Genomic DNA, 24,146 nt, shown 5'->3' with positions numbered 1-24,146 from the left:
TTCACGCCTTGTCATGAACGGCGGCTTAATGACCGAGTTCCGCACCGGATTCCAGCCCTCAAGGCGCAGCCTTGATCTGTGCTCCAGGTTCCTTTGGCTCCACATGGACCACGCGATAGTGATTGTCACGCAGATAACGCAGAAAAGCCGGCAGCACGGTGGCGGTTCGCGCCTTGGGGTCGTGAAACAGGATAATTCCCCGGCCAGCAGCCTTGAGCCGATCCGTAATCAGTTTCAACTCCTGGGCCGCGGTCATCGGATTCCAGTCGCTGGCCCAGAGATCGGCGCCGAACACCGCGATGCCGCGCGATTGCAGGAGATCGAGGGTCGCCGGCGTCGACTCGAAGCCGGGGAAGCGAAAGAACGGCGTGCTCGGCACCTTGGTCGCGACACCGTGTAGCGCCGTTTCGACCGCCTCGATCCCGTGGTCGATCTCCTCCGTGGTCTGGTCGGGCGGGATCCGCATCAGGCTGCGATGGCTCCAAGTGTGGTGCCCGATGGTGTGGCCCTCGGCCGCGATCCGGCGCACCAGTTCGGGATGCTCGGATGCCGGCTTTCCGATCAGGAAGAATGTTGCCCGCACGCATTGCGCCGCTAGCGCCGCCAGCACTTTCGGCGTGGTGCCGGGCCACGGGCCATCATCGAAGGTCAGAACCACCTCCCGCTCGCCGAGCGGCAGCGTCTGCGGAAACTGTTTCAGCCCCACCTGGGGCGTGGTGGCGGCATCGACGGCGAGCACACGGGAGGTGCCGAGCACGCCGGCGCGCGGGCACGACGCCGCCCGGGCCGCGGCGGTCCAAGTAAGGCAGGCGACCAGGGCGATAGCGAGCCCCTTCATGAATTTCCGGCCCCGCACGCGCCGATGATATTTGTCATTGCGCTTGGTATTGCCCATTGGGTAATGCGTGAAGCGACAACTCAGACGAGTTGCGCAATTCTGTCAAACCGGCGGAGCACGCGGCATGGCCGAAGATCTGGACGTTGCCCAACCCGTCGTCTCCGTGCTCGACCGGCTGCCGATGCGCGCAGAAGATGGCGAAATTCGCCGCGAATTCGTCGACGAGATCGCGCGCGCGATTCATGCCGCCGACAAGCCGTTCCTGCGTGCCGTGGTTGCGGAACTCCATGAGGCCGATCTCGGCGATCTGATCGCGGCGCTCGAGCCCGACGACCGCGTCAGCCTCGTTGAGTTGACCGGCACTCATTTCGACTTCTCGGCGCTGAACGAAGTCGACGACTCCGTCCGCGAGGAAATCCTCGAGGAACTCGAGCCCGAGACGGTCGCGGAGGGCGTGCGCGAGCTGCAATCCGACGACGCGGTCGAACTGCTCGAGGGCCTTGACGAGGAGGACAAGGAAGAAATCCTCGAAAAGCTGCCGCCATCGGAGCGCGATGCGCTCGAGCGCAGCCTCGAATATCCGGAAAATTCCGCTGGCCGGCGGATGCAAACCGAGTTCATCACCGTGCCGCCGGAATGGACGGTCGGGCACGCGATCGACTACATGCGCGACACGCCGAACCTGCCGGACCGGTTCTACGAGATCTACGCCGTCGACAAGGCGCAGCACTGGCACGGCGCGGTGGCGCTGGATACTCTGCTGCGCTCGCGCAGGCTGGTGCTGCTGGCCGATCTGGTCGACGAAGACCGCCGCCGCGTCTCGGTGCGGGACGACCTGGAAGAGGTGGCGCGGCTGTTCGGCAAGTACAATCTGGTCGCCGCTCCCGTGGTCGATATCGAGAACCGGCTGGTCGGCGTCATCACCATCGACGACGTCGTCGACGTGATCGAGGAGGAGGCCGACGAGGATTTGAAGGCGCTGGGCGGCGTTACCAGCGACGAAGAATTGTCCGACAGCGTCTGGACCATCGCCAAGGGTCGCTTCAACTGGCTGCTGGTCAATCTCGCCACCGCCTTTCTGGCGTCCTCGGTGCTCGGCCTGTTCGAAGGCCAATTGGAGAAAATGGTGGCGCTGGCGGTGCTGGCCCCGATCGTCGCCAGTCAGGGCGGCAACGCCGCCACCCAAACCATGACGGTCGCGGTGCGCGCGCTGGCGACCCGCGAACTCGGCTCCAACAACGCCTTTCGCGTCGTGATGCGCGAGGGCCTGGTCGGCCTCGTCAACGGGCTCGCATTCGCTGTCATCACCGGCATCGCCGCGGTGTTGTGGTTCAAGATTCCGGCACTTGGGGTCGTGATTGGCCTTGCGATCATCTGCAATCTGGTCGCCGGCGCGCTCGGCGGCATTTTGATTCCGATGGTGCTGGAACGGGTGCGCGCGGACCCGGCGGTGGCGTCGGGCACGTTTGTCACGACGATTACCGACGTGGTCGGCTTTTTCTCGTTCCTCGGCATTGCGACGCTGTGGTTCGGGCTGAAGTAACGAGATCCGCCGAGACCCGTTTATCGTTAATCCGGCCTTAACGCGCATCGTCGAGAATTCTTGCCGGAGCAGACCATGCAGCGCTTGCGGCTGAAAGCGGACGGACGGATCGTCGAATTGCGGGACGGGCAGGAGTTTCCGCTCGCCCCGGCGATGCCCTTTACCGCCTCGGTGCCGGTCGGAGCACCGGTCGAAACGGCCGCACCGCCCGCTGTGCGCGACCTTCGCCGCCGCGCGCGCCTGACCCAGCAGCAATTCGCCGCACGGCTAGGGGTGCCGGTCGAGACCATCCGCAACTGGGAGCAGGGCAAACGCATGCCGCGCGGGCCGGCGAGGGCGCTGCTCGCGGTGATCGCGCACGCCCCGGACACGGTATTTGCGGCACTGGCGCGAGCCTGACCTCTAAGCAGACGGTATACGCTATCGTCGCCTGTTCCGTCGCCGCCCTTGTTGGCAGCGCGCCCGCGGAGGGTCATAATGGAGCCTGGCTAGTCCGAGTCCGCTGATGCTGTATGTCGAGGCCAATGGCGCCAAAATTCCCGCGATCGGGCTGGGCACGTGGGAGCTGCGCGGACGAACCTGCGCGCGACTGGTCGAGCAGGCGCTCCGGCTGGGCTATCGCCACATCGACACCGCGCAGGCCTATGAGAACGAGCGCGAGGTCGGCGAAGGCCTGCGCGCGGCGCGCGTCAGGCGCGAGGATGTGTTCATCACCACCAAGGTGTGGACCACCCACTTCGCGCCGAACGAACTGGAACGATCCGCCAAGGAAAGCCTGAGCAAGCTGCGCCTGTCCGAGGTCGATTTGTTGCTGCTGCACTGGCCAAATCCGCACGTGCCGCTTGCCGAAACGCTGGGCGCGCTGGCGCATGTCAAGAAGCTCGGCATGGCCAGGCACATCGGCGTTTCCAACTTCACCGTGGCCTTGATCGACGAGGCGGTGGCGGCCTGTCCGGAACCGCTGGTGTGCGATCAGGTCGAATACCACCCCTATCTCGAGCAGACCCGGGTCAGGGAAGCCTGCGCCCGGCACGGCATGGCGCTGGTCGCCTATAGTCCGGTGGCGAAGGGCCGCATCAAGAGCGACGAGACGCTGGGGCGGATCGGGCAGGTTCACCACAAGACTCGCGCCCAGGTTTGCCTGCGCTGGCTGGTGCAGCAGAATGCCGTCGCGATACCGCGGACCTCGAAGATCGAGCGACTGTCGGAAAACATCAACATCTTTGACTTTGCGCTGTCTGATGACGAGATGCAGCAGATTTTCGCGATGGCCAGCCCCAGGGGCCGGCTCACCGATTTCGGTTTCGCGCCGAAATGGGACTAAGGGCCGGGCACGGGCCGCCATGCTCGCCGCAAGCGTGTATTCCGCGAACGTGAAGGCCGGTTCTGCGAACAGAACACGCGCAAGTTACCGTCGAAGAGCACTTTCTTGCAGAGAATGCGCTCCAGGGTGCTTTTGGCGGCATCGAAGATTTGAACAAGGACGATGAACCCAGGTCGGTTTCTGCGCGCGGGCATTACGGCATCGGCGGCCGCTCATCTGCTGGCCCTGATGCTGGTGCTGTTCTTTACCGAGGTGCATCGGTTCGGTTCGGTCACGGCCGAGCCGATCACGGTCGATATCGTTTCGTCGGCCGAAGCCCCGCCGGACCCTCGGAAGGAGGAGCCGCCCGAACTACCCAAAGAGGAACCGAAGGCACAGCCTCCCGACCCGGTCGGCCTGCCTTCAAAGGCGGAAGCGCCACCGGCGCCTGCGGCTGCTCCGGCCCCCGCAGCTTCATCGCCGCCCGCGGCCCCGCAGCCGGCCGCACGGCCGAAACAGCAGGCGGCGCCGACGCCTCCGTCTTCAGCCCCGCAACCGCCCGCCGCCCAGTCCCAGCCGCAGCAACCGGCGCCATCGCCGACGCCGGCCTATGCGCCTCCGCAGCCCGATCTTTCCGTCAAGTATGGCGTGCTGCTGGGCCTGCCGCTCGATATTCCCGTGGAGTCGGTCAGAGGCAAGCCTGACGATTTCGATGCGCAGGCGTCAAAGAAAGCCGATCTCGATTCCAGTCTGATCGGCCAGTTTCGACGTCATCTGAAAACATGCTCCAAATTGCCGCCCTCGATCGCGCCATCGGACAACGTCATGATCAGGCTGCGGGTGTTCATGACGACCGCGGGCAAACTCGCCGCCGAGCCCGCCGTGATCGAGGGCAGCGGCAATCTGAAGGGCCTCGATCTGCGGCAAAGCGCGATTGATGCCCTGCGGGCTTGTCAGCCCTACGCCATGTTGCCGGTCGACCGCTACGGCGAATGGAAGGTGCTCGACCTGACCTTCACGCCGCAGGATTTTGGGGGCGGCTGACGATCGACTCGGTTCGTGGAAGCGATACCGCCCGGATCGGAAGTTCCGGTACGGCCGGCGTCAGGTCGCTTGGTCAACTTCGGCTTTCCTGCAGGGCGCGCCGGATCGCAATCTCGACCGGTGAATAGTTGCCGTCCTTGCGGTCGAGCTGGAATGGCTCGGCCGGATGGAGCGGGGGTTGCGCCAAGAACCGCGGTGTCGAACCGCGATGCATCTGGGCAGCATGAACAAGGAAGGGATGACACAAATAGACCGTGCCGGCTTCTCCTGTCGCCAGGGCCTCCGGCCGGTCTGCCCCCATGCGATCGAGCACCAACTGCGACATGCCTGCCTCGCCGGCGGGCGCCAGAGATCTCGCCATATCAAAGTGTGACCCGACGCGTATTTTGGTCGGGGCGTCCAGCTCGGTCACGCCGGAGAACAGAAACAGCATGAGCAGGGCGCGGCCGCGCGAAGTTATGTTCACTCGCCAGCGTGAGAAATCATGCCGCTCGTCCGGATCGCAACCGTCGCCGGGAAAGCTGACATCGACATGCCAGCCGGCGTCGCCGGGGTCGTCGGCATGAGGGAAACGTACCGGGAAGGTGCCCAAGCTGTCGCGCGGGCGCCAGCGGCCTTTGCCGACGAGCTGATCGAAGGCGGCGTGGAGAGCATGAGTGTTCGCCGCTTTCCTGAACGGTTGCTGTGCATAGCTGGGCAGCCGGATCACCGGTCTGGTCCATGTCGTTGAGTCGTGAGGATCAAACGGAATATCGCGCCACATGATCGCGCGACCTTGCTCGGCAAGCTCCCGCGGGAAGGCGCGGTCAATCCGAACAAACCCGTCTTGAATAAATTGCTCCAGTTGTGCTTCGCTGAGCGCGCGCACCGGTTCATATGCATCCGAAGGCATGAAATCCTCATATCGTCAGGCCAGCCACAGTCACCCTCGCGCGGAGAGGTCGGGGAGGCTCATCCGGTCGAACCCCGTCACTGCCAATGGGCAGCAGGCGCGCTAGCATCCTCCCGCTCGAAGCGGGCAATGCCATTAGCGGGTGAGGAAGAAGACCGAAGCGATATTGCGGATCATCGTCATGGTGGCGAAAGTTTAGCGCAGTCACTTCGAGCGATCAATGCACCGGTTGGAGGGGCGAACCTAACTTCCCATCGCCCGCCAGGCGTTCGATGCGAATTGCCGGCGCCAGGTCACAATCACGACCGCCGCCGTCGATACGAACAGCACCCAGGGGCTGACGAACCAGCCGAGATAGCCGAGTGCAAAGAAGAACGCGCGCTGGCCGCGGTTGAAGTGCCGCCCTGCGGTTTCGAACAGCCTTGTGGTGCGGATGACGTGCGCTTCCGCCTCGGGCGTGTCGCGTTGCTGCGCCGGCGGCATCGCCCCGAGCAGGATGGCGACGTAGTTGAACAGCCGGTACGACCAGGCGAATTTGAAAAACGCGTAGATGAAGATCACCGTGAGCCCGAGGCATTTGATCTCCCACAGCGCCGGCGAGGGGGAAAGATCGATCGGCATCGCGGCGAACACGGCGAAGGCCTCATTGCTCGATCGCAGCAGGGCCAGCGCGCCGCCGACCGCGATCAGGCTGGTGGAGGCGAAGAATGCCGTGCCGTTCTGCAGCGAGCCCATGATCTGCATGTCGACCATGCGGCTCTCGCGATCGAGCAGGCGCCGGATCCAGGTCTCGCGGTAGGCATGCATGCGGGAGGACAGGCTGTCGCGTCCATAGGCGCTGTGTTCGAGCGTGACGGCATACACCGTCCATTCAACGGCGAAGAAGCCGACCGCCAGAATATCGACCCAATACGAGCCCATTACGCATCCCCCGTGAAAGCGAATGCTGCCACGCGCGCTGAATCGCGGCAACCGGCATCGGGTTGCGAATCGAGTGGGTTGAATGCGCGCCGCGCCGCGTGGCAAGATGACCCGCAACAGAGGATTCCCGCATGGCCTTGAAGCTCGTGATCGGCAACAAGAACTATTCGTCCTGGTCGATGCGGCCGTGGCTGGCGCTGCGCGCCAGCGGCATTGCTTTCGAGGAAATCTTCATCCCGCTCTATACCGGCGAGGCGGACAAGCAGCGCATTCTGGATTTCACCCATTCGGGCAAGGTGCCGACGCTGATCGACGGCGACGTCACGATCTGGGATTCGCTTTCCATCATCGAATATGTCGCCGAGCGGTTTCCGCAAGCACGGCTATGGCCCGAAGACCGCGCGTCGCGTGCCCATGCGCGCTCTATTTCGGCGGAGATGCATTCGGGCTTCGTGGCGCTGCGCAACGAATGCGGCATGAACCTGCACCGGCCGGTCCGCGCCATCGCGCTGTCGGCGGATGCGTGCGCCAACGTCGCCCGCATCCAGCAGATCTGGAATGAATGCCGCGACCGCTACGGAAAATTCGGGCCGTTCCTGTTCGGCCAATTCGGCGCCGCCGACGCCATGTTCGCCCCGGTGGTCCACCGTTTTCGCACCTATGCGATTCCGGTGGCGGGCGAGGCGCGGACATATATGGAAACGATGATGGCGTTGCCGGCCTTCCAGGAGTGGACGCGCGCGGGGCTGGCCGAATCGCTTGTGATCGAACGATTCGAAAATGTGTGAGGGGGAAGCGGAACCCTGAGCGGGTTCCCGTGGAACCGGCCCTGTTCACTTTTGTCCAACAAGCGGAACAATTCCGCGCGTCAGGCGTGATGTACCTCGCAGGGTAACCCGTGGGGGAATATCGTGATTGGCAGACAATATTTCGCGCGTCAGGCGACGACGCTCCTCAAATTCGCCAACTCAACCACGAATGCGAAGCTAGCCGCGGTGCTGGTCGAAAAGGCAGCGAACCTCAAATCGCAAGTTGACGAGACAAGCCCGCCACCGGACCAAAGTCCCCGGGCGCCCGACGTCGAAACGCCGAGCTGAACTGCGGCGAGGGGCTGTAGGCGCGCAGAGGTCGAAGCAGTCACGGATTCGCGGCTTGACCGAGCCGCGCAAAAGGTCCTGAATCGGGAACCGGCGCCGGCGCGTTCAGCGAAAGGATTTGGGCATGGGCATTCTCGATTCACTGGAAAACTCACCGGCGTTCAGGGGCGCGCTCGGCCAGCTTGAGGCCGCTGTGGTCCCGGTGGTGTTGAGCGAAGTGCTCGGCAATGGCAGCCAGGGCGGACTGAACGCGATCGTCGCCAAGCTGCAGCAGGCCGGCTTCGGCGATCAGGTCAAATCCTGGATCGGAAACGGTCAAAATCTGCCGATCACCGCCGAGCAATTGCAGCAGGTGCTCGGCAGCGACACCGTCAAGCAGTTGGCCGCGCGGTTCAATATCCCGGTCGATCAGCTCGCCAAGGTTCTGGCGCAGCAGCTGCCGACTGCAGTGGATCACGCCAGCCCGGACGGCAAGCTGCCGCACACGGCCTGAAGGTCAAAGGCGGGTTCCGTACGGCGGCAGGTCGGATTTGCCCGGAATCCCCCCGGAAGCGGCACTATCATACTGAAAAACCTGCAAAATCCGCGTATTTGCTATGTCCGGATGTAACTGGCCAACGGGATTGGCCCCGTGCTATATAGCCGCGGGTTCTTCAGTCGGCCGCAGCAAGCGGGACCGTAGGCGCGGCCGGCGTTTTTTGCGTATGGAGAGGGCGTTGAAGCACAAATACAACGTTGGTGAGACCGTCTATTTCACTGCCAGCAATGTGGCGCGTCCAGCCGCGAGCGGTACCTATGAGGTGATCCGCCTGCTTCCGACCGACGGCGACGATTGCCAGTACCGGATCAAAAACTCGACCGAGGCATTCGAGCGGGTGGCGAAGGAAAGCCAGCTCAACGTTTCCTGAAACGGTCACACGCGGCCGGAGAGGCAAGTTCGATTTCGCCTCGCCGTCATATGGCCCCGTTCTCGGAAACATTCTGTGCATAGTGAGTGCGAAGGAATCGGCATTCGCGTTCGTGGAATGCGTTCCATGCGGCGTTGAGGGACATCGCGCATGAACTGGGCCTGGGCCACATCGCTCGACGCCATATCGCTCGACCAAATCTGGCGTTCGCAGTCTTTCCCGATGTGGCTGACTTTGGCCGCCGCGGGATTTTTTGGGATCATTTTGCTGATCACGCTGGTGCGCGCCGAAAAATCCGTCGCCAACGGCGCGCTGACGGTGATTACACTGCTGGCTGTCGGCGTCGCCGTGGCCGCGACCCTTCGCGAGTTCGGTCCCGCGGGTCGGCCGGGTTCTGCCGAAATGGCTCGATTCTCCCGGCCGATGAACGCGGCGCTCCCGGCGCTGTCGTGTATCGACGATCTCGCCGGCGATGTCGTGCTGGCGGCGTGCGAGAAAGCATTGTTCGGTTCTGGCGAAACGACCGCCGCGGCGGTATCTTATGCGGCTTCCCAGGTCTCGCGGCTGACCGCGTTCGGCGACGTTGCCGCCGCCAATGCGGCCATGACACCCGAGCTCGAGACGCTGCGGGCCGCGGTGGAGCGCGACCGCTATGGTCTGATGGCGCGCGTACTGATCGTGCGCGATCATTGTACGCCGTCGAATTGCAGGGTGTTCCGGTCGCTGACCGACAGTCGCCAGATCGTCGCCAACATGGAGGATCGGGTCTATGACGGCCTGATCGCGCGTTACGCGCCGCAGTGGAATATGCCTGCGCCGGGGCCGGTTGCCACGCTTGCGCCGACGATGCCGACGGGCAAGCCCACCAATGCCGATTTTCCCTCGGCTGCTTCGACCCCGCCGGTCAGCATCATGACGCCGGAGCCGATCGCGTCGTCGCGCCCGCCGGCACCTCCGCCGGCTGGGAATGCGCCGTCGGTGTCTCCGTCACCGCGTCCGCCGGCGACCGCCGGCGCCGCGATGGCCGCGGCCAAGAAAAAGGAGGCTGCACCCAAGCGCCCGCCTGCGGCCCATACGGCTGCGCCGGTCCAGCTTGAGCCCCCTCCCGGCGCGCCGGCGCCGGCGGCGTCGAACGATTGATGCAGTCTCATCCTGTCCGGGCATGATCTTCTCGGGAAACCGGGGAAAACCGGTTTTCACTTTTCGGAGCATGCTCTAAACCTCGCTCCATGCCACTTCATCTCATCAAGCTTGCCGTCGGCTGCGAGTCGGTCAGGGAACTCAAGGGCTGGGTCGCGGAGCGCATGCAGACCGCGAAGAAAAAGGGCCTGCCGCTGCATCATATCCACATCACCCGGATGACGCCGAAGCGGGTCGATGAGGTGCTGGCCGGCGGCTCGCTCTACTGGGTGATCCGCGGCGAAATCGCAGCGCGGGAGAGGATCATCGGGATCGAGCCGTTCCGCGACCGCGACGGGATCGGGCGATGCCGGTTGGTGATGCAGCCCAGGGTGATCCCGGTGCTGCCGCGGCCGATGCGGGCGTTTCAGGGCTGGCGCTATTTTGCCGACGGCGACGCGCCGCCGGATCTCAAATCCGCGGGCGCCGGCGTCGCCGCGATGCCGGAGCCGTTGCGCCGCGAATTGCGCGAGCTCGGGCTGCTCTAGCCGCGTTCTGACGCGCTGGCGGATGCGATACCGATTCAATTTTCAAACAGCCAGGCAAGCTAATTCGTCATTGCGAGCGCAGCGAAGCAATCCATCGGGCAACAAAAAGAAAGGGTGGATTGCTTCGCTGCGCTCGCAATGACGGCCTCTGGAAATGCGTAAACCTGGACATGCGCAAACCTCTCGCCGCGCAATGCGCCCGAGGCGTTGACCAATCTCGCGCCCCAAAGAGGGCGTGGGGAATGCCGGGTGCCCAGTGCACCCGCAGCCTCGTGTGCGAATTGGTAGTGAAGATGCACACGAGTATTCACAGCGGTCGCACCGGAAATCACCCGGCATCCCCGCACGCAATGGTTTTACGGCTTATGTCGCGCTCTCCCCGGCGATCGGGCTTTCTTGTCACCGTCGCCCGTGAGAAACATGTTTCTCACGAACTTGACGCCGGCGTCGAGGCGTCAGGACCACACGATTTTGCCGTCCGCAAGCAAAGCGCTCTCGTCAGAAGCGCCGCTTGCGGCCACCGCATCCAGCCCCGCGTCCGTGACGATCGCGATACGCCCCTCGAGTGGGGTGGACGGCTGCGGGTATAGATTGATTTGCGATTTCGGAAAATCAGAATATTTTTTCGAAAGGGACTGGACAGGTAGAAACAGCTTGATCCGGCTTGGGAAATTAGATTTTGCGCGCATCCGCGGAGCGAGGCTCGATGCCTAGATGAAGCTAACGGGTCGGGGTGACGCGCCCGAGGCTCCGGCAGGATGTCTGCGAATGAGCTTGTCACAGAAATTACCGTGTCTCACTTACGGGGTGCAGTCCAGTGCACTTAATTGTCATGGCATTGTCGACGATCCTGTCAATTGAGTGCACTGTCACCGTAATTCCACTGATTTGACTCGACGCGGCGAGACGATTGAGCGGCACTGTCTCGTTCCAAGGGTGCAGTCCAAACCCTGTCACAGAAATTACCGTGTCTCATTCATGGGGTGCAGTCCAGCACTGTCACCGTGATTGAATGTGCAGGAAGCTCCAAGGCGACTACAGGAACTGTTCCAACCCCAATTTCCGCGTGGTCTCGATCTCCCATTCCTCAAGCTGGCGATGGGCTTCCACTGGCCTCTCAAGGAGGTCGGTTTTCAAAGCATTGGCTTGCTTCGCGATCGTCTGTTGCCAAGCAATATTCGGATCAACCTGGGCTAAGAGCTCGTCAAGAACAGAGACCGCTCGGCGATCCTGCCCCGCTCGCGCCAGAGCAAACGCCATAGCTTTCGGCGTGTGGAGATTTCCAGAAAATGCCGTTGCCATGTCCGCAAAGGCGAGCAGAGAATCGACTTTAGCTAGAAAATGCACCGCTTGTTCCTTCAGGGCGGCGCCTAACTCCGCCATCAGGTTGGGCATGGACATCGTCCATCGATCTCCTCCCCCCTTGTGGCGAACACGATTTCCAAAGTTGAAAGATAGGTGCTCCGTCGGCACACATAGGGGCATGACGAACGCGCTCACAGAGAAAGCCGACTTATCGTAACTTGAACTTTCAAAATAAATAGCGCGCAAAATTCTTTCCATGGGCGACATAAGAAGAAGGTTCCCGGCAATCGAAAATCCTGGAAGCTCTGCGAGAAGGGCCTTTTCCAAGGCGGGCAGGTTTTTCACCGTCATGGACGCACCTCGTAGGCAGGAACGTTACTTCCGCCCGGAAGATGTGATTGAATTTGCTGAATTCTAGAGGGTGTAAGGGTGGCGCTGCCTGTTTTCAGGTCGTAGACCGCAGTCGGATTGCTTAGAGGGCCTTCTACGACATCGAGACGAACCGAACCTTTCGTCCCGTAAGGGACAAGCTCACCGTTGAGATACGACTGCTCCGCAGCCAGATTCGAGCTCCCCAAAGCATCGACTTCGGCTTGAAATGCGGAGTGTACGGCTGTGCCATATACGGGGCCGCTTCCCGGCCCAACAGCCCGTAGGGCGGATTAGCGTAGCGTAATCCGCCGTTTCGTCCATTCAAACACCAACGCATCATCTGCTATCCTGCGCGTCATGTCGAATTATCGTCGCGCGTTCGTTCCAGGCGGGTGCTGGTTTTTCACGGTCAACCTGTTGGAGCGGCGGCAAACCCTGCTGGTCGACCACATCGCGACCTTGCGTGAGGCGGTGGCGGCGACGCACGCGAGCCATGACTTTGCGATCGACGCAATCGTCGTTCTGCCCGATCATCTGCACGCGATCTGGAAACTGCCTCCCGGCGATTGCGATTTTTCCACACGCTGGCGGCTGATCAAGACCCGGTTCGCGAAAGCGCTGCCGAAACAGGAGCGCCGCAGCGCCGTTCGCCTCGCGCGCAACGAGCGCGGAATCTGGCAGCGCCGTTTCTGGGAGCATCTGATCCGCGACGAGGCCGATTATGCGCGCCACGTCGAATATTGTTATATCAATCCGTTCCAGCACGGGCTCGTCACGCGCGTGCGCGATTGGCCGCATTCCTCGTTTCATCGCGATGTGCGCGCGGGATTGTTTCCGCTCGACTGGGGCGGCGACGTTGAAACGAAGGACGATTTCGGCGAGCGACGATGATGGTGCGGCCGCATTCGGCGGATTACGCCTGCGGCTAATATCCGCCCTACGAGCTACGGGTTGTCACCGCAATTCTACTACGGCCGCTCGCCAGAATCCCCGCCATCCCTGCCAAATCCTCAGGATAGATTCCGAGTTTCACCAAACGATGGAACGACCAATACGGCCAATCCTGGCCCGCGGCTCCATCGCGTGATGGGTGTCGCTGCACTCCGCCCATCCTGCGGGCTACGGGCTGCTTTAAACCCCGACATTGTCGATCAGCCGGGTCTTGCCGAGCCTGGCCGCGACCAGGATTCGGATCGGGCCGTCCTTAACAGACGATATCGGCGCCAGCGTCTGGGCATGGCGGGCCTCGAAATAGTCGAGCGCGAATCCGGCGCTGGTGATCAGCTCGGCGCCGCCGGCCATCGCGGCCTCCAGGTCGTCGCCGGCCCGCAGGCGCCCGGCGCCTTCCTTCATGGCGCGGTACAGCACCGGCGCGATGCGGCGTTCTTCCGGCGACAGATAGACGTTGCGCGACGACATCGCGAGGCCGTCGCGCTCGCGCACGGTGCGTGAGCCGATCACCTTGACGCCGAGGTCGAGATCTCCAGCCATTCGCGTCACCACCCGCAGCTGCTGGAAATCCTTTTCGCCGAAGATCGCGAAATCGGGGTGGACTTGCGTGAAGAGCTTGCCGACGACAGTCGCGACGCCGCCGAAGAAATGCGGCCGGAAACGATCTTCCAGACCCACGATGGCGGGTCCTTCGGGCACGATTCGGGTGGCAAAGCCGTCCGGGTACATCGTCTTGACGCCGGGGTTCCAGATCAGGTCGACATCCTCAGCGGCGAGCCTGGCGACGTCGGCCTTCCAGGTTCGGGGGTAGGAACCAAAATCCTCCGAGGGCGCGAACTGGGTTGGGTTGACGAAGATCGACACGACCACCCTTGTGGCGCGCCGTTTCGCCAGCCGGACCAGCGACACATGGCCGTCGTGCAGGGCTCCCATGGTTGGCACCAGCGCGATAGTGGCTTTTTTGGCGCGAAGGCCGTCGACGGCGCGACGCAGTGCAGGGACCGTGCGGACGATCATCGGACTTCGCGACATCTGGGCTCGATCTCTGGAGGCAAGGAGGCAGTCGGCCCTGACCTGATGGCGGGAAAGCGGACCTTATCAAGTCCGATGCCGGCCCGCCAAGCCGACACGCATGATTCGACTTCCGTCGATCGCATATCCGTTCGCGGAGAGCGTGAAGAGCCCGTGCGATTCATGATTAAAGGCAGACGTTCAAAGAAGACGGTGTCGTATCGCGCATTTATCTTGACTGGGCTCGCGCGCAATTTGAAGATGCGTTCAGGGACCAAATCACATGTTAGTGCAAACCAGTCAGGGGCAGTCGGGCTCGGCACACGTCGTTGTGCTGGGAAACGAGAAGGGCGGCTCGGGGAAATCCACCACCGCCCTGCACATTGCCGTTGCCTTGATGAAAGCCGGCCAGCGCGTCGCCACCATCGACCTCGATTGCCGCCAGCAAAGCTTCACCCGTTACATCAGCAATCGCGGCGCCTGGGCGCGCCGTACCGGCCTCGATCTCGAAATCCCCGTGCATCGCTGCATCAGGCTCGGCGAGACCATGCAGATCGCCGACAATGAAAATTCCGAGTTCCAGCAATTCATGGACGCCGTCAGCGTGGTCGAGCGCAGCTTCGACTTCATCGTCATCGATACGCCGGGGTCGGACAGCTACCTGATGCGGCTGGCGCATTCGATGGCCGATACCCTGGTCACGCCGATCAATGACAGCTTCCTCGATTTCGACGTGCTGGGAACTGTCGATCCCGCAACCTATTCGGTGACCGGCGAGAGCCATTACGCGGAGATGGTGCGCGACACGCGACGCAAGCGCCGCCAGCTCGACGGTGCCTCGACCGACTGGATCGTGGTGCGCAACCGGCTCTCGATGTTGGGATCCCGCAACAAGCAGCTGGTGGCCGACAGCCTCAACGATCTGGCGCTGCGGCTCGGGTTCCGTTCCATCGATGGTTTCGCCGAACGGGTGGTCTATCGCGAATTCTTTCCGCGCGGACTGACCGCGCTTGACGACCTCGACGAAGCGACGCTCGGCACTCGCCCGAGTCTCGGCCATGTCACCGCACGTGAGGAGGTCACCAGCCTCCTGCGCCAGCTGAAACTGCCGCTCGACGAGCGCGGCCGCCGCCGCGCCGCCAACCGGGCCGAGTGGTTCAGCCAGGTCGACAAACCGCTCGAACTCCACGACATCCTCGGCGCCTAGGGTTGCGGTAAGGTATTACTGTCGATCGAGCCCCGGGGCCGTTTTTGGCGGTTTGGATGGCATCGAATGGTACCGGGCCGGCTTTTGCGACCGATTTTTAGCTGGACTTTACCGAAAATCTGAACCGCCTTTCATTTGCCGCGTTTGACAAGGCAGGCGTGCTCAGGCCGTGCGGCTGCACAAAATCATGCACCGCACAATGAAGAGGCGATTTATTCACAAAATTTAGCCTTCCTGTCACGTCGCCGTGACGTATATTAGTGAGTAAGGGGCCGCAGAGTCCCGGGCGACGGAAATGGACTCTAAAGTTGGTGCACCGGGGAAGAACATGAAACGTGGAATTGCCATTCTGCTTTCGCTGACCGTTCTGGTGACGGTCGGATATTTCACCATCAGCAAATGGGCGATTCGCCACGAAACGCTGACGTTCTACGACGCGTCGCGCAACAACCGTCCGGTCCAGGTCGACGTCGCCATCCGGCGCGACAAGGAAATGCAGGCGAACGCCGGCATGATCACGCTACCGGTGGCGATCCTCAATCACGGCAATACCGTCAAGTTCACCGAGTACTCCTTCCTGGCCAACGTGTTCGCCGCGCGCGGCTACATCTCGATCAGCATCCAGCATGATCTGCCGACCGATCCGCCGATGGTGACGAAAGTCGGCGAGCTCTATGTCGGCCGTCAGCCGCAATACTTGCGCGGCGTCGCCAACATCCGCTTTGCCGTCGGGGAAATGCAGAAGGTGCAACCGAACGCGGATTACGAGCATCTCACGGTGGTGGGACATTCCGCCGGCGCAGATATCTCGATGTATTTCGCCAAGCTGCATCCCGAACTGGTCAAGAAGGTCGTTACCCTCGACAATTTGCGGGTGCCGTTTATGACGGACGGCCGGTTCAAGATCCTGACCTTCCGTTCCAAGGATCCGCAGTTCAAGACCGACCCCGGCGTGATCCCGACAGAGGAGATATGTGAGAAGGCCGGTATTACAGTCGTCCGTACCGAATTCCAGCACAACGACATGCGCGATACCGGTCCCGATACCGCTAAGGAATCGATCCAGGGCATGCTCGACAAGTTCCTCGAGGACGACAGCCCGCTCAAGCCGGTCACGTCGAAGACGTCGCCGCTGATGACCGACGCCGGGCCGGTTGCGCCGTTTGTACCGGTCGCGCCGCCGACCACACCGGCCGCGCCGCTGCAGAACTGACGCAGGCCGAGGCGTTCGACCCTTCGATCCGCGCGTGGATTCTCTATTCAAGCCTGACGGGCAATATTCCCGCGCATTGACCACGGCCTGATCGCGGCCCACATAGAGCTTGCTGTAATCTGCGAGCGCCGATGTCCCGCGAACCGACCCAGCCGAAACCGGCGACCGAGATTTCCTCGGCGCAAAAGGCCGAATCCGGCAAGGCCGGCTCGTTGCCGGAAGCTAAGTCGGCTTCGGAAGACATCGCCGCCTTCGTCGCCAAGGCCAAAGCGATGTCGCCGCATGCCCCGGGTGCGCGGGGCCGTCTCGTGTTTGCACTCGATGCCACCATGAGCCGGCAGCCGACATGGGACATGGCCTGCGCGCTGCAGGCCGACATGTTTCGGGAGGCGGCGGCTATCGGCAGCCTCGATATCCGCCTGGTCTATTATCGCGGCCTCAACGAGTGCCGCGCCACGGGCTGGATCTCCGACAGTGCGCAGCTGGCGAAGCTGATGGGCAGGATCGATTGCCGCGGCGGCAATACCCAGATCGGCAAGGTCCTGTCGGAAGCGCGGCGTGAGGCAGTCGCCTCGGCCGTGCGCGCGGTGGTCTTCGTTGGCGACGCCATGGAGGAGAAGGTCGACGATCTCTGCGCCAAGGCCGGCGAGCTCGGGCTGCTCAAGGTGCCGGTGTTCATGTTTCAGGAAGGTCACGACGCCGTTGCCGAGCACGCGTTCCGGGAAATCGCGCGCCTCACCGGCGGCGCGTGGTGCAGATTCGATCCTGGCGCTGCGGCGCAGCTTCGCGAGCTGTTGCGCGCAGCCGCGGCCTATGCCGCCGGAGGACGCGAGGCGTTGCGGCAGCTGTCGAAGAGCGCTAGCGGAGCCGCCAAATTGCTCGGCCAGATGAGGTGATTTCGCCTCCCGCTATCGTCAGGCGGGGACGGGTTGCGGGGGCGCCTCTCGGCCACGAGCCTCGAATGGGGCAGCGCGGCCAGCGCGATCAGCATGGTCGAGACGCCGGCAAGACCGATGAAGTAGCATTGTACCGGATGATGCGCTTCGCCGAGGGATTCTTCGCGCGAAAACACCCATCGCAGGATGAAAAGAAGCAACAACAGCGCCCAGACGATGGCCGCGAGCGCCATCAGCGCTTCGCCGACCACCGCGGCATCCGCCAGAGGCCAGCCCCAGCACGATGCCGGAGAAGGCGGCGGGAATGATCGGCGGCTTGAAAGCGCGAAGTCATCGGGCTATCCGGTCGTTGCCGCCTTCGCCAGCGCCGCCAGCGCGCCGGCCAGCGTACCGACCGCCGTCTCGGTCTCCCTGCTCAGTCCATGTCGTTTCGCGAGCCAATCGGGGTCGTTGTAGGAAAGCCAAGTGTCGCCGGCGGCATCCTGCCAAACCAGCGCTTTCAGCGGCAGGTCGATGCCGATCGTCTGAATGGATTGCATCAGCGGCGTGCCGCCCCTGGCATTGCCAAAGATCAGGACCTCGGTCGGCCGCAGCGGCAGTCCAACCGTTGTCGCACCCGCGGCATGATCGATCCGGGCAAACACCGTCATGCCCTTGGCCTTCACCGCGGTCTCCAGCCGGTTCATCGTATCCTGCGGCCCGAAGCTGCTCCGTATCGTGGTCAATCCCGGCGTCGCCATCGCGTGCTCCATCGCCATCCGGCTGGGGTCGGAATGAACAATAATAAGATCGCGTGGCCGAGGCCAACGGGGCTTTTTGCGAACGTCGTGCTTTTGGGTAAGCACGACCGCCATGCTTTTTGCCGCCGATGCGCCTATATTGGGCGGATGCCAACCCTGATCGCCGGCGTCGTCGCCGTCATTCTTCTTTATTCACTGCTGCAGATGTTTCGGGCGGCTAACCCCGTCGTGCTCGCGCGCGCCGTCAAGATCGGCGGCGGCGTGCTGGCGCTCGCGGTCGCCGCCTTCACCGGCATCAGGGGCGAACTCGCCGTAGCCATCCCGATCGGCATTTTCGGTGCGGGTCTGCTTGGTTGGACCCCGTTCGGAGTGTCGGGTTTCGGAAATATCGGCGGGATATTCGGCGGCTCAAAGCGGTCGGCGGGACAGAGCTCGCAGGTCCGCTCGCAATATCTCGACATGACGCTCGATCACGACAGCGGCGAACTCACAGGCCAGATCGTGGCGGGCCCCTATGCCGGCCACAGGCTTGAGGAATACGACCTGTCGCAGCTGACGGCGATGATCGCCGGCTTCGACGCCGAGAGCGTGGCGTTACTTGAAAGCTATCTGGACCGCAGGTTTCCCGCCTGGCGTCAGGACGCGCAGGGAAATGCGGCAGGGGGGCAGAGCCGCACGGCGTCGAGCGGCAAAATGACGAACGAGGAGGCCTACCAGATCCTTGGCCTGCAGCCGGGGGCGGGGCGTGACGAGATCGGCCGGGCGCACCGCGCGCTCATGAAGAAACTGCATCCCGATCAGGGGGGGTCGACGTACCTCGCGGCCCGTGTAAACGAGGCCAAGGATACTTTGCTTCGTACGCATCACACTTAACTCCGGACAACGCTACCAACGCCACGACCGGTCACTTCTGTTCTTCGCTCCGGTTGACGCCCGTTCCCGCCCACCGTTGTCCGGCGTGGTCGATCTCTCATGTCGCAGTATTAACCGCTAAATCTTGACGAGAAGTTTGCAGCGGCGAGGTTGTCGCATGATCGATGCGGGCGCAGGCCTGCCGCCGCGGTTCGCGCCGGCGCATCCGGTCACAAACGCCGCGTCGCTGCGACGGGCGCGGAAGGGTGAGCAAGGCGCAAACGCGCCCCGCGCTACGATTTGTTAACCCGTGGGGATCAGTTGCGGACGGTGATGCAGGAAATGTCGGAATGCTTCAGCGTCTTGCACACGGCTTCGGCCTGATCGCGGTCGAGGCCGGCGAAGCGGGCCCGGTACAGCTTCTTGTCACCCTTGGCGACGACCGGCTCGGTAAACGGATCGGCCTTCGCAAGCAGGCCATGGGCCTGATTGCGGGCCGCATCAATGCGCTGCAACGCTTCGCCTTCGCTCTCGAGCGCGCCGACCTGGACGATCCAGCCGGTGTGGACCGCGACCGGCTTGACGGCGCTGTTTTGCTGGACCGCCTGCGGCTGCGAGCGGGGGGCGGGATCAGCATAGGCCAAAGCCTGCGAGGAGGAAGAGGGGGTAGAAGCGGCAGGAAGGCTCGAAGCCGGAAGCACGCCGAGCAGACCATTGCCGGTGCCGTGGCCGGCCGGCTGCGGCGGCATTTCGGGCTTTGCGACCTCGGTCCTGCCGCTTTCAACCCTGGCCGTTTCGGCCTTATTTTCCGCCCTGGCGACGACTGCGCTCGAGGTCTCCGGCACTTCCGGGCGAGCCGCCGGGATGGCGCTGGTGATGGGGGTGGCCGGCTGGGACGGCGCGGCGGAGGCCAGTTTGAACTGTCCGGCCTTGATCTGGACGGTCTTGACCTTGACCGGCTTCATCGGTTCGGACGAGCCGGGAATGGCGGCGAGCGCCTGGGCCTGGAGCACCCCATTGGTCAGGGGCGCGGGCTCGGTCTTGGTTGGCGGAACGGCCGCGGTGGCGGCGGCGAAAATCGATCGGCTGGCCGATCCGGCCGAACGGGCCGCCGGTGCTGCGACCGGTTCAGTCGCAGCGGAGGCGACCTGAACCGCAGCCGGGGCCTGAACTGCCGGTGCGGGCTCCGAATCGTCATCGGCCCGCGCAATTTCGGTATTGGCGTCGGACCCGTTGCGCTCGGTGATCGCGGCAACGGTGCGCTTGTTGGCGGCCTTTTCGAGATTTTCAGCGAGCAGGTTGCGCATGATGGCGTCGCGCGAGCCGCCGCTGCGGCCTCCCAGGACGACGCCGACCAGGAAGCGGTTGCCGCGGTGCATCGAGGTTACGAGATTGAACCCGGAGGCCCTTGTGTAGCCGGTCTTGATGCCGTCCACGCCTTCGACATTGCCCAGGAGATGGTTGTGATTGCGGATCGACTGGCCGTGATAATTGAACGCCATCGTCGAGAAGTAGCGGTAGTAGCGCGGAAAGCGGTCCTGGATGGCGCGGCCCAGCGTCGATTGATCGCGCGCCGTCGTTATCTGTTCGTCGTTGGGCAGGCCCGAGGCGTTGCGGTAGGTGGTGCGGCTCATTCCGAGCGCGCGCGCCTTGCGCGTCATCAGCCTGGCGAAATCGTCTTCACTGCCGCCGATGGCTTCCGCGATCACGACGGCCGCGTCATTGGCGGAGCGCGTCACCAGTCCCTTGATGGCGTCCTCGACGCGGATGGTTTGACCCGGACGCAGCCCGAGCTTGGTCGGAGCTTGCTCGGAAGCATGTTCGGAAACCTCCATTTCGGTGTCGAGCTTCATCTTGCCGGCGTCGAGGCGCTCGAACAGCAGATAGAGCGTCATGATCTTGGTCAGCGAAGCCGGATGACGGCCGGCGTCGGGATTGTTGGCGGAAAGCGTGGCGCCGGAATTTCCGTCGACGATGATGGAGGAGAATTGAGGGCTGTAGCTCTCGCGTGCTTCCTCGTGGTGGCGGGCGTGGGCGTAGTGATGGTGCCGGGTGTGCCGCGCTTCGGCGTTGTCGCTTGTGAAGAGGACCGCTGTGGAGACCGTGACCAGCCCGAAGACGCAAACCCGCAAAACACGCGAGGAGCCGAAGGTTGTGCGAAGCATGAACTTCCCCGTCCCAATTTCTGTCTAGTTCCCCGGTTCGTGAGGCCAAATTATGCCCGACCGCCGGCGCCGTTTCCCTGCTCGAACCACTCGATTGAGGCGGGTTTTTCCCACCGCACCGCGGTCGGAGCCGCCATTCCAGCTAAGAGACTGTGCGAAAACGTTTTTCCGGTTGCCTGTCCGGATCCGGACAAGCCCGGGAATCAGGTTAGGGCGCCCGAGTTTCCAAAAGATTAATTATCCCTTGCGCAAACCCCCGGGATTCGCTGCTAATGCGATGCATTTGTGCGTCGCACAAAGATTCTTGACTTTTTTGTGCGCTGCACTATATTGAGGCAGTGTCAAGGGAGCCGGGACCTCCCGGCAGATTGAACACCAGTCTGGGAAGGACTCTCGATCATGATCAAAGTTGAAGACATTCAGCAGTACGGCAAAGAGCATCTCGATACGGTCGTGGCCTCTGCGGCTAGCGTCCAGAACGGCCTCCAGGCCATCGCCAGCGCCTATGGCGACTACACCAAGAAGTCGTTTGAAGATACCAAGTCGTTCGTCGAGAAGCTGTCGGGCGTGAAGTCACTCGACAAGGCGCTCGAAGTGCAGACCGAATTCGCAAAATCCGCTTATGAGACCTTCATCGCCGAGTCGCAGAAGATCGCGGGTCTCTACACCGATCTCGCCAAGACGACCTACAAGCCGCTCGAAGGCCTGGTCGCGAAGTTCACGCCGGCGGCGGCCGCCTGATCATTTGCGTCCTCTGATCGCAATGCGATCTTCGAAAATCAAAAGCCCGGCCGAATGGCCGGGCTTTTTCTTATGATTTGTTGGAGCGAACGATTATTGCGCGACGCGAAGCTTGCTGAGCGCGGTCCCGATCGCGTTGAACGTGGTGACAATCTGGCTGGAACTCGTCAGCATGTAGAACTTGTCCGGGCTGCTTGCGCAGTATTGCAGAATCGTCGAGGTCGGGTCGGCGGGCGTGCTGGTGTCCACCTGGATGGTGTAGATCGTGTACATCGGGTTGCCCTTGGAGTCCGTGGCGTTCTTCAGATTGTCGCACAGGAGCTTCTGGCGGTAGTCAATCAAGCCGGGGAATTGGGTGTTGCCGGAGCCAGTGTTTTGAGTGCTGCCGTTGCCATTGACCGGCCAGCGATCCTCGGTATTCAGACCGTCGGACAGGATGATGATGACCCGGTTGTAGGTGGTGTTGGCGTCCTCCGCCGGCGCGGGCACGGGACTGCTTGGGATCAGGGTCTGCCACGCCCAGGCCAGTCCCACCACCTGATTGGTGCCACCGGTCGGCTGCATCGCATTGACGGCGGTCTTCAGCGCGGTCCAGTTGTAGCTCAGGGGCATGACTGGCTCCAGCGGTGTCGAGGCGCTGCTGCTGCAGTAAGCCGTGCTGTTTTCATAATACTGATTGGCCGGAAACGGCGTGGTGATGTCGCCTGTCGTGTCGTAGGGCTGCGTGCGGTCGGTGATGCAGCCCGTCCAGGTGCTGATGGGGTTGGTGGACGGCGCGAGCCAGACGTTCTGGACCGTGGGTGTGGAATTGGTGGGAGTCCATTTATTTCCGGTAAAACCAACGGGGACGTCGTCAGTTCCCAAAGTACCAACTTTGCCAACCCGAGGCTGGGTCAGATTATGTATCGTGTCGCCATAGCTGGGCTGCGTCCAGTTGTGGACGTAAAGGTTGCCCGGAGCAGAGACGGAGCACGACTTGCTGGTGCCGCTGCCACTGCAGCCGCAATTTGAGGAATTGACGGGACAACTGCAGGAACTGGATCCCGAACAGAAGACTCCAGGCCCGACTGGCTCACTGTCCCAGCAGCCATTGTAGCGCGTGTGGGAGTTGGCATCGACGCTGGGGCAAATGTAGCCTGAATAGGTGCCGCTCGCTGGAATCGTCGGAGCGTTTGAAGTGCTGGTAGGGCCCTGGGTGCAGGTAAAGCCGCCGCTGCCGGTGGTGAACGGGCAATTTGCACCTGGTCCCACGGCATGCCAGTTCATCGGGAGCGTTGCCTGGTAGTGCCCGTTGGTTCCGTTGTTGGGCTGAACGTTCGGCGGATTCAGCCAGTCGGTCCAGTCGATCCAGCTCGCGGTGTAGTTGCTGGCGCCAAGGTTGACGTCCTTGGCGAAGGGAACGACGGAAATATAGACATCGCCCGGAGTCTTGGCGAGCGCGCTGAGCTGGTCGATCAGACCGCCGCTTCCGGCGACGGCGTTTCTCAGCGCGGTGATCTTGCCGTTCTGGGACATCGATCCCGTGTTGTCGAGCGCCAGCGCAACGCGCATTTTCACGTTGCCCCAGGTCGCCGTCGAACTGCCGTTGAAGGGGAGGGTCGGGAAGCCGGCTATCCTCATGAAGTCGGTCGTGATGCTGCCGCTTCCGCTGATCAGGACCGTCGAGGTCGTGCTGCCGCTGCCCGGCGTGTAAGTCGCGCTGATCGGATTCGCTGTGGCGCCTTTGCCGGCGTAAAGCGCGGTGAAATAGTTTTGGGCGGACGTACTGATTTCGGAGGTCGTGATCACGCCGGATGTCAGATCCTTCGACACCATCAGCGCCGTCGAATCGAGGGCAGACTGCATCGAGGAGCGCGCGTCACTGAGCCGGCTGTAATCGACCGCGGCGCCCACGAATGTGATCAGGGGCACGCAGGCGATGGCGAAGATCACCGCGATATTGCCCTGATCGGCCCTGGCGAAGCGGCGTGCCGCTCCAATAATACGACGGAAAATGAATGTACCGGCCATAACAGCCCCCGAATTCTGGTTTCTGCGGCCATTTCGGGTGTCGCCACTAAACGGCTGGTAAATCGGACCAGAGAAATACGGGTCAATAGCCGGACAAGGGCCGAACCGGCCGCCAAATACGGCCGGCATGGTCAACGGCGGCTAAACGGCCCAGACATTTTTTGTCAAACCCGGCAAGATTGATTAGTCTTGGCGGGATCGCCGGACTTGGAATCGGACCCGGCGCAGGTCGCATCGGACCTAGATTTGCGTGCTTGCGGCGAACCGAAGGCAGTCCCATATTGTTGTTATCGATGCAGCGGATGGGTCGGGCCGGCCGGGAGCGGCGATCTGGAAAAGCGTGTCCGGGAACTGGTTAAGATGCGGTCCGGGAGGAGCGTATCGCCCGGCCGCTGTCCGGTTTCCCTGGGGATTTCGAACGCCTGTGCCATGTTGCAATTAGCTTCCAGACCTCTCTCGTCCGCACCAGC

General features: G+C 62.7%; 24 protein-coding genes. 15 read left to right on the top strand and 9 right to left on the bottom strand.

Annotated elements, in window-relative coordinates; translation table 11 throughout:
* Positions 1-58: 58 nt before the first annotated feature.
* The gene (locus B5525_RS36320; RefSeq protein ID WP_079574273.1) at positions 59-838 is read right to left on the bottom strand and encodes a polysaccharide deacetylase family protein; all 780 of its coding nucleotides are present in this window, start codon (positions 836-838) and stop codon (positions 59-61) included.
* Between the two features lie 124 nt (positions 839-962).
* On the opposite strand from B5525_RS36320, the gene mgtE reads away from it, so the two are divergent.
* The 4 genes from mgtE (at position 963) to B5525_RS36300 (ending at position 4,728) form a co-directional block, all read left to right on the top strand.
* Complete coding sequence (mgtE, locus tag B5525_RS36315) at positions 963-2,381, top strand: magnesium transporter (protein WP_079570751.1); 1,419 nt, start codon at positions 963-965, stop codon at positions 2,379-2,381.
* 75 nt (positions 2,382-2,456) lie between these two features.
* The gene (locus B5525_RS36310; protein WP_079570750.1) at positions 2,457-2,780 is read left to right on the top strand and encodes a helix-turn-helix domain-containing protein; all 324 of its coding nucleotides are present in this window, start codon (positions 2,457-2,459) and stop codon (positions 2,778-2,780) included.
* A gap of 106 nt (positions 2,781-2,886) precedes the next feature.
* Positions 2,887-3,705 (top strand): aldo/keto reductase, encoded by an 819-nt coding sequence (locus tag B5525_RS36305; RefSeq protein WP_079570748.1) that lies wholly within the window; start codon positions 2,887-2,889, stop codon positions 3,703-3,705.
* A 162-nt stretch (positions 3,706-3,867) separates the two neighbouring features.
* A complete protein-coding gene (locus B5525_RS36300; RefSeq protein ID WP_079570747.1) occupies positions 3,868-4,728 on the top strand; it encodes a hypothetical protein in 861 nt (286 codons plus the stop codon).
* 73 nt (positions 4,729-4,801) lie between these two features.
* On the opposite strand, the gene B5525_RS36295 is transcribed toward B5525_RS36300, so the two are convergent.
* Positions 4,802-5,620, bottom strand: a complete 819-nt coding sequence (locus B5525_RS36295) for a phytanoyl-CoA dioxygenase (protein WP_079570745.1) — start codon at positions 5,618-5,620, stop codon at positions 4,802-4,804.
* Between the two features lie 243 nt (positions 5,621-5,863).
* The gene (locus tag B5525_RS36290) at positions 5,864-6,541 is read right to left on the bottom strand and encodes a DUF599 domain-containing protein (protein WP_079570744.1); all 678 of its coding nucleotides are present in this window, start codon (positions 6,539-6,541) and stop codon (positions 5,864-5,866) included.
* Positions 6,542-6,672: 131 nt separating this feature from the next.
* Between B5525_RS36290 and B5525_RS36285 the strand changes: the two genes are divergently transcribed.
* The 5 genes from B5525_RS36285 to B5525_RS36260 all read left to right on the top strand — a co-directional run bounded on the left by B5525_RS36285 (position 6,673) and on the right by B5525_RS36260 (position 10,213).
* The gene (locus B5525_RS36285; RefSeq protein ID WP_079570742.1) at positions 6,673-7,329 is read left to right on the top strand and encodes a glutathione S-transferase family protein; all 657 of its coding nucleotides are present in this window, start codon (positions 6,673-6,675) and stop codon (positions 7,327-7,329) included.
* Positions 7,330-7,762: 433 nt separating this feature from the next.
* Positions 7,763-8,131, top strand: a complete 369-nt coding sequence (locus tag B5525_RS36275; protein ID WP_079570739.1) for a YidB family protein — start codon at positions 7,763-7,765, stop codon at positions 8,129-8,131.
* Positions 8,132-8,342: 211 nt separating this feature from the next.
* Positions 8,343-8,546 carry a hypothetical protein gene (locus B5525_RS36270; RefSeq protein WP_154073658.1) on the top strand — a complete coding sequence of 68 codons (204 nt, stop codon included), beginning with the start codon at positions 8,343-8,345 and terminating at the stop codon, positions 8,544-8,546.
* Positions 8,547-8,696: 150 nt separating this feature from the next.
* Positions 8,697-9,686 carry a hypothetical protein gene (locus tag B5525_RS36265; protein WP_079570738.1) on the top strand — a complete coding sequence of 330 codons (990 nt, stop codon included), beginning with the start codon at positions 8,697-8,699 and terminating at the stop codon, positions 9,684-9,686.
* Between the two features lie 89 nt (positions 9,687-9,775).
* Positions 9,776-10,213: a DUF1489 family protein gene (locus tag B5525_RS36260; protein ID WP_079570736.1), complete on the top strand. Its 438-nt coding sequence runs from the start codon at positions 9,776-9,778 to the stop codon at positions 10,211-10,213.
* Positions 10,214-11,248: 1,035 nt separating this feature from the next.
* On the opposite strand, the gene B5525_RS36250 is transcribed toward B5525_RS36260, so the two are convergent.
* A complete protein-coding gene (locus B5525_RS36250; RefSeq protein WP_079570733.1) occupies positions 11,249-11,869 on the bottom strand; it encodes a hypothetical protein in 621 nt (206 codons plus the stop codon).
* Between the two features lie 378 nt (positions 11,870-12,247).
* On the opposite strand from B5525_RS36250, the gene B5525_RS36245 reads away from it, so the two are divergent.
* Positions 12,248-12,781 carry an REP-associated tyrosine transposase gene (locus B5525_RS36245; protein WP_079570732.1) on the top strand — a complete coding sequence of 178 codons (534 nt, stop codon included), beginning with the start codon at positions 12,248-12,250 and terminating at the stop codon, positions 12,779-12,781.
* A 240-nt stretch (positions 12,782-13,021) separates the two neighbouring features.
* Here the strand turns inward: B5525_RS36245 and panC are convergent, their stop codons facing one another.
* The gene (gene panC / locus B5525_RS36240) at positions 13,022-13,873 is read right to left on the bottom strand and encodes a pantoate--beta-alanine ligase (protein WP_079570730.1); all 852 of its coding nucleotides are present in this window, start codon (positions 13,871-13,873) and stop codon (positions 13,022-13,024) included.
* Between the two features lie 262 nt (positions 13,874-14,135).
* On the opposite strand from panC, the gene B5525_RS36235 reads away from it, so the two are divergent.
* The 3 genes from B5525_RS36235 (at position 14,136) to B5525_RS36225 (ending at position 17,168) form a co-directional block, all read left to right on the top strand.
* Positions 14,136-15,059: a division plane positioning ATPase MipZ gene (locus tag B5525_RS36235; protein WP_079570729.1), complete on the top strand. Its 924-nt coding sequence runs from the start codon at positions 14,136-14,138 to the stop codon at positions 15,057-15,059.
* Positions 15,060-15,387: 328 nt separating this feature from the next.
* Positions 15,388-16,272 (top strand): alpha/beta fold hydrolase, encoded by an 885-nt coding sequence (locus B5525_RS36230; RefSeq protein ID WP_079570727.1) that lies wholly within the window; start codon positions 15,388-15,390, stop codon positions 16,270-16,272.
* Between the two features lie 131 nt (positions 16,273-16,403).
* A complete protein-coding gene (locus tag B5525_RS36225; protein WP_079570725.1) occupies positions 16,404-17,168 on the top strand; it encodes a hypothetical protein in 765 nt (254 codons plus the stop codon).
* Here B5525_RS36225 and B5525_RS48065 read toward each other — a convergent pair.
* Both B5525_RS48065 and B5525_RS36215 read right to left on the bottom strand, forming a co-directional pair.
* Positions 17,084-17,401, bottom strand: coding sequence for a hypothetical protein (locus tag B5525_RS48065; protein WP_079574269.1), 318 nt, complete (start codon positions 17,399-17,401; stop codon positions 17,084-17,086). The genes B5525_RS36225 and B5525_RS48065 overlap by 85 nt on opposite strands.
* Before the next feature lie 105 nt (positions 17,402-17,506).
* A complete protein-coding gene (locus tag B5525_RS36215; protein ID WP_079574268.1) occupies positions 17,507-17,908 on the bottom strand; it encodes a DUF302 domain-containing protein in 402 nt (133 codons plus the stop codon).
* A 147-nt stretch (positions 17,909-18,055) separates the two neighbouring features.
* Here B5525_RS36215 and B5525_RS36210 point away from each other — a divergent pair, with 147 nt between their 5' ends.
* Positions 18,056-18,781: a DnaJ domain-containing protein gene (locus B5525_RS36210; protein WP_079570724.1), complete on the top strand. Its 726-nt coding sequence runs from the start codon at positions 18,056-18,058 to the stop codon at positions 18,779-18,781.
* Positions 18,782-19,077: 296 nt separating this feature from the next.
* On the opposite strand, the gene B5525_RS36205 is transcribed toward B5525_RS36210, so the two are convergent.
* The gene (locus tag B5525_RS36205; protein ID WP_079570722.1) at positions 19,078-20,925 is read right to left on the bottom strand and encodes a D-alanyl-D-alanine carboxypeptidase; all 1,848 of its coding nucleotides are present in this window, start codon (positions 20,923-20,925) and stop codon (positions 19,078-19,080) included.
* A gap of 399 nt (positions 20,926-21,324) precedes the next feature.
* On the opposite strand from B5525_RS36205, the gene B5525_RS36200 reads away from it, so the two are divergent.
* Entirely contained in the window at positions 21,325-21,666 is a 342-nt protein-coding gene (locus tag B5525_RS36200) for a phasin family protein (RefSeq protein ID WP_079570721.1), read from the top strand.
* A 93-nt stretch (positions 21,667-21,759) separates the two neighbouring features.
* Here B5525_RS36200 and B5525_RS36195 read toward each other — a convergent pair whose 3' ends face one another.
* Entirely contained in the window at positions 21,760-23,805 is a 2,046-nt protein-coding gene (locus B5525_RS36195) for a TadE/TadG family type IV pilus assembly protein (RefSeq protein WP_244567705.1), read from the bottom strand.
* Positions 23,806-24,146: the final 341 nt, after the last annotated feature.

The organism is Bradyrhizobium erythrophlei (genome assembly GCF_900129505.1).
Lineage (GTDB): Bacteria > Pseudomonadota > Alphaproteobacteria > Rhizobiales > Xanthobacteraceae > Bradyrhizobium > Bradyrhizobium erythrophlei_D.
Note: the sequence above shows the minus strand (reverse complement) of the source record. Positions and strands in the feature narration are given on the sequence as shown.

Coding starts and splice junctions, on each gene's coding strand:
- B5525_RS36320 (WP_079574273.1), bottom strand. CDS start 838: ATGAAGGGGCTCGCTATCGCCCTGGTCGCCTGCCTTACTTGGACCGCC.
- mgtE (WP_079570751.1), top strand. CDS start 963: ATGGCCGAAGATCTGGACGTTGCCCAACCCGTCGTCTCCGTGCTCGAC.
- B5525_RS36310 (WP_079570750.1), top strand. CDS start 2,457: ATGCAGCGCTTGCGGCTGAAAGCGGACGGACGGATCGTCGAATTGCGG.
- B5525_RS36305 (WP_079570748.1), top strand. CDS start 2,887: ATGCTGTATGTCGAGGCCAATGGCGCCAAAATTCCCGCGATCGGGCTG.
- B5525_RS36300 (WP_079570747.1), top strand. CDS start 3,868: ATGAACCCAGGTCGGTTTCTGCGCGCGGGCATTACGGCATCGGCGGCC.
- B5525_RS36295 (WP_079570745.1), bottom strand. CDS start 5,620: ATGCCTTCGGATGCATATGAACCGGTGCGCGCGCTCAGCGAAGCACAA.
- B5525_RS36290 (WP_079570744.1), bottom strand. CDS start 6,541: ATGGGCTCGTATTGGGTCGATATTCTGGCGGTCGGCTTCTTCGCCGTT.
- B5525_RS36285 (WP_079570742.1), top strand. CDS start 6,673: ATGGCCTTGAAGCTCGTGATCGGCAACAAGAACTATTCGTCCTGGTCG.
- B5525_RS36275 (WP_079570739.1), top strand. CDS start 7,763: ATGGGCATTCTCGATTCACTGGAAAACTCACCGGCGTTCAGGGGCGCG.
- B5525_RS36270 (WP_154073658.1), top strand. CDS start 8,343: ATGGAGAGGGCGTTGAAGCACAAATACAACGTTGGTGAGACCGTCTAT.
- B5525_RS36265 (WP_079570738.1), top strand. CDS start 8,697: ATGAACTGGGCCTGGGCCACATCGCTCGACGCCATATCGCTCGACCAA.
- B5525_RS36260 (WP_079570736.1), top strand. CDS start 9,776: ATGCCACTTCATCTCATCAAGCTTGCCGTCGGCTGCGAGTCGGTCAGG.
- B5525_RS36250 (WP_079570733.1), bottom strand. CDS start 11,869: ATGACGGTGAAAAACCTGCCCGCCTTGGAAAAGGCCCTTCTCGCAGAG.
- B5525_RS36245 (WP_079570732.1), top strand. CDS start 12,248: ATGTCGAATTATCGTCGCGCGTTCGTTCCAGGCGGGTGCTGGTTTTTC.
- panC (WP_079570730.1), bottom strand. CDS start 13,873: ATGTCGCGAAGTCCGATGATCGTCCGCACGGTCCCTGCACTGCGTCGC.
- B5525_RS36235 (WP_079570729.1), top strand. CDS start 14,136: ATGTTAGTGCAAACCAGTCAGGGGCAGTCGGGCTCGGCACACGTCGTT.
- B5525_RS36230 (WP_079570727.1), top strand. CDS start 15,388: ATGAAACGTGGAATTGCCATTCTGCTTTCGCTGACCGTTCTGGTGACG.
- B5525_RS36225 (WP_079570725.1), top strand. CDS start 16,404: ATGTCCCGCGAACCGACCCAGCCGAAACCGGCGACCGAGATTTCCTCG.
- B5525_RS48065 (WP_079574269.1), bottom strand. CDS start 17,401: ATGGCGCTCGCGGCCATCGTCTGGGCGCTGTTGTTGCTTCTTTTCATC.
- B5525_RS36215 (WP_079574268.1), bottom strand. CDS start 17,908: ATGGCGACGCCGGGATTGACCACGATACGGAGCAGCTTCGGGCCGCAG.
- B5525_RS36210 (WP_079570724.1), top strand. CDS start 18,056: ATGCCAACCCTGATCGCCGGCGTCGTCGCCGTCATTCTTCTTTATTCA.
- B5525_RS36205 (WP_079570722.1), bottom strand. CDS start 20,925: ATGCTTCGCACAACCTTCGGCTCCTCGCGTGTTTTGCGGGTTTGCGTC.
- B5525_RS36200 (WP_079570721.1), top strand. CDS start 21,325: ATGATCAAAGTTGAAGACATTCAGCAGTACGGCAAAGAGCATCTCGAT.
- B5525_RS36195 (WP_244567705.1), bottom strand. CDS start 23,805: ATGCCGGCCGTATTTGGCGGCCGGTTCGGCCCTTGTCCGGCTATTGAC.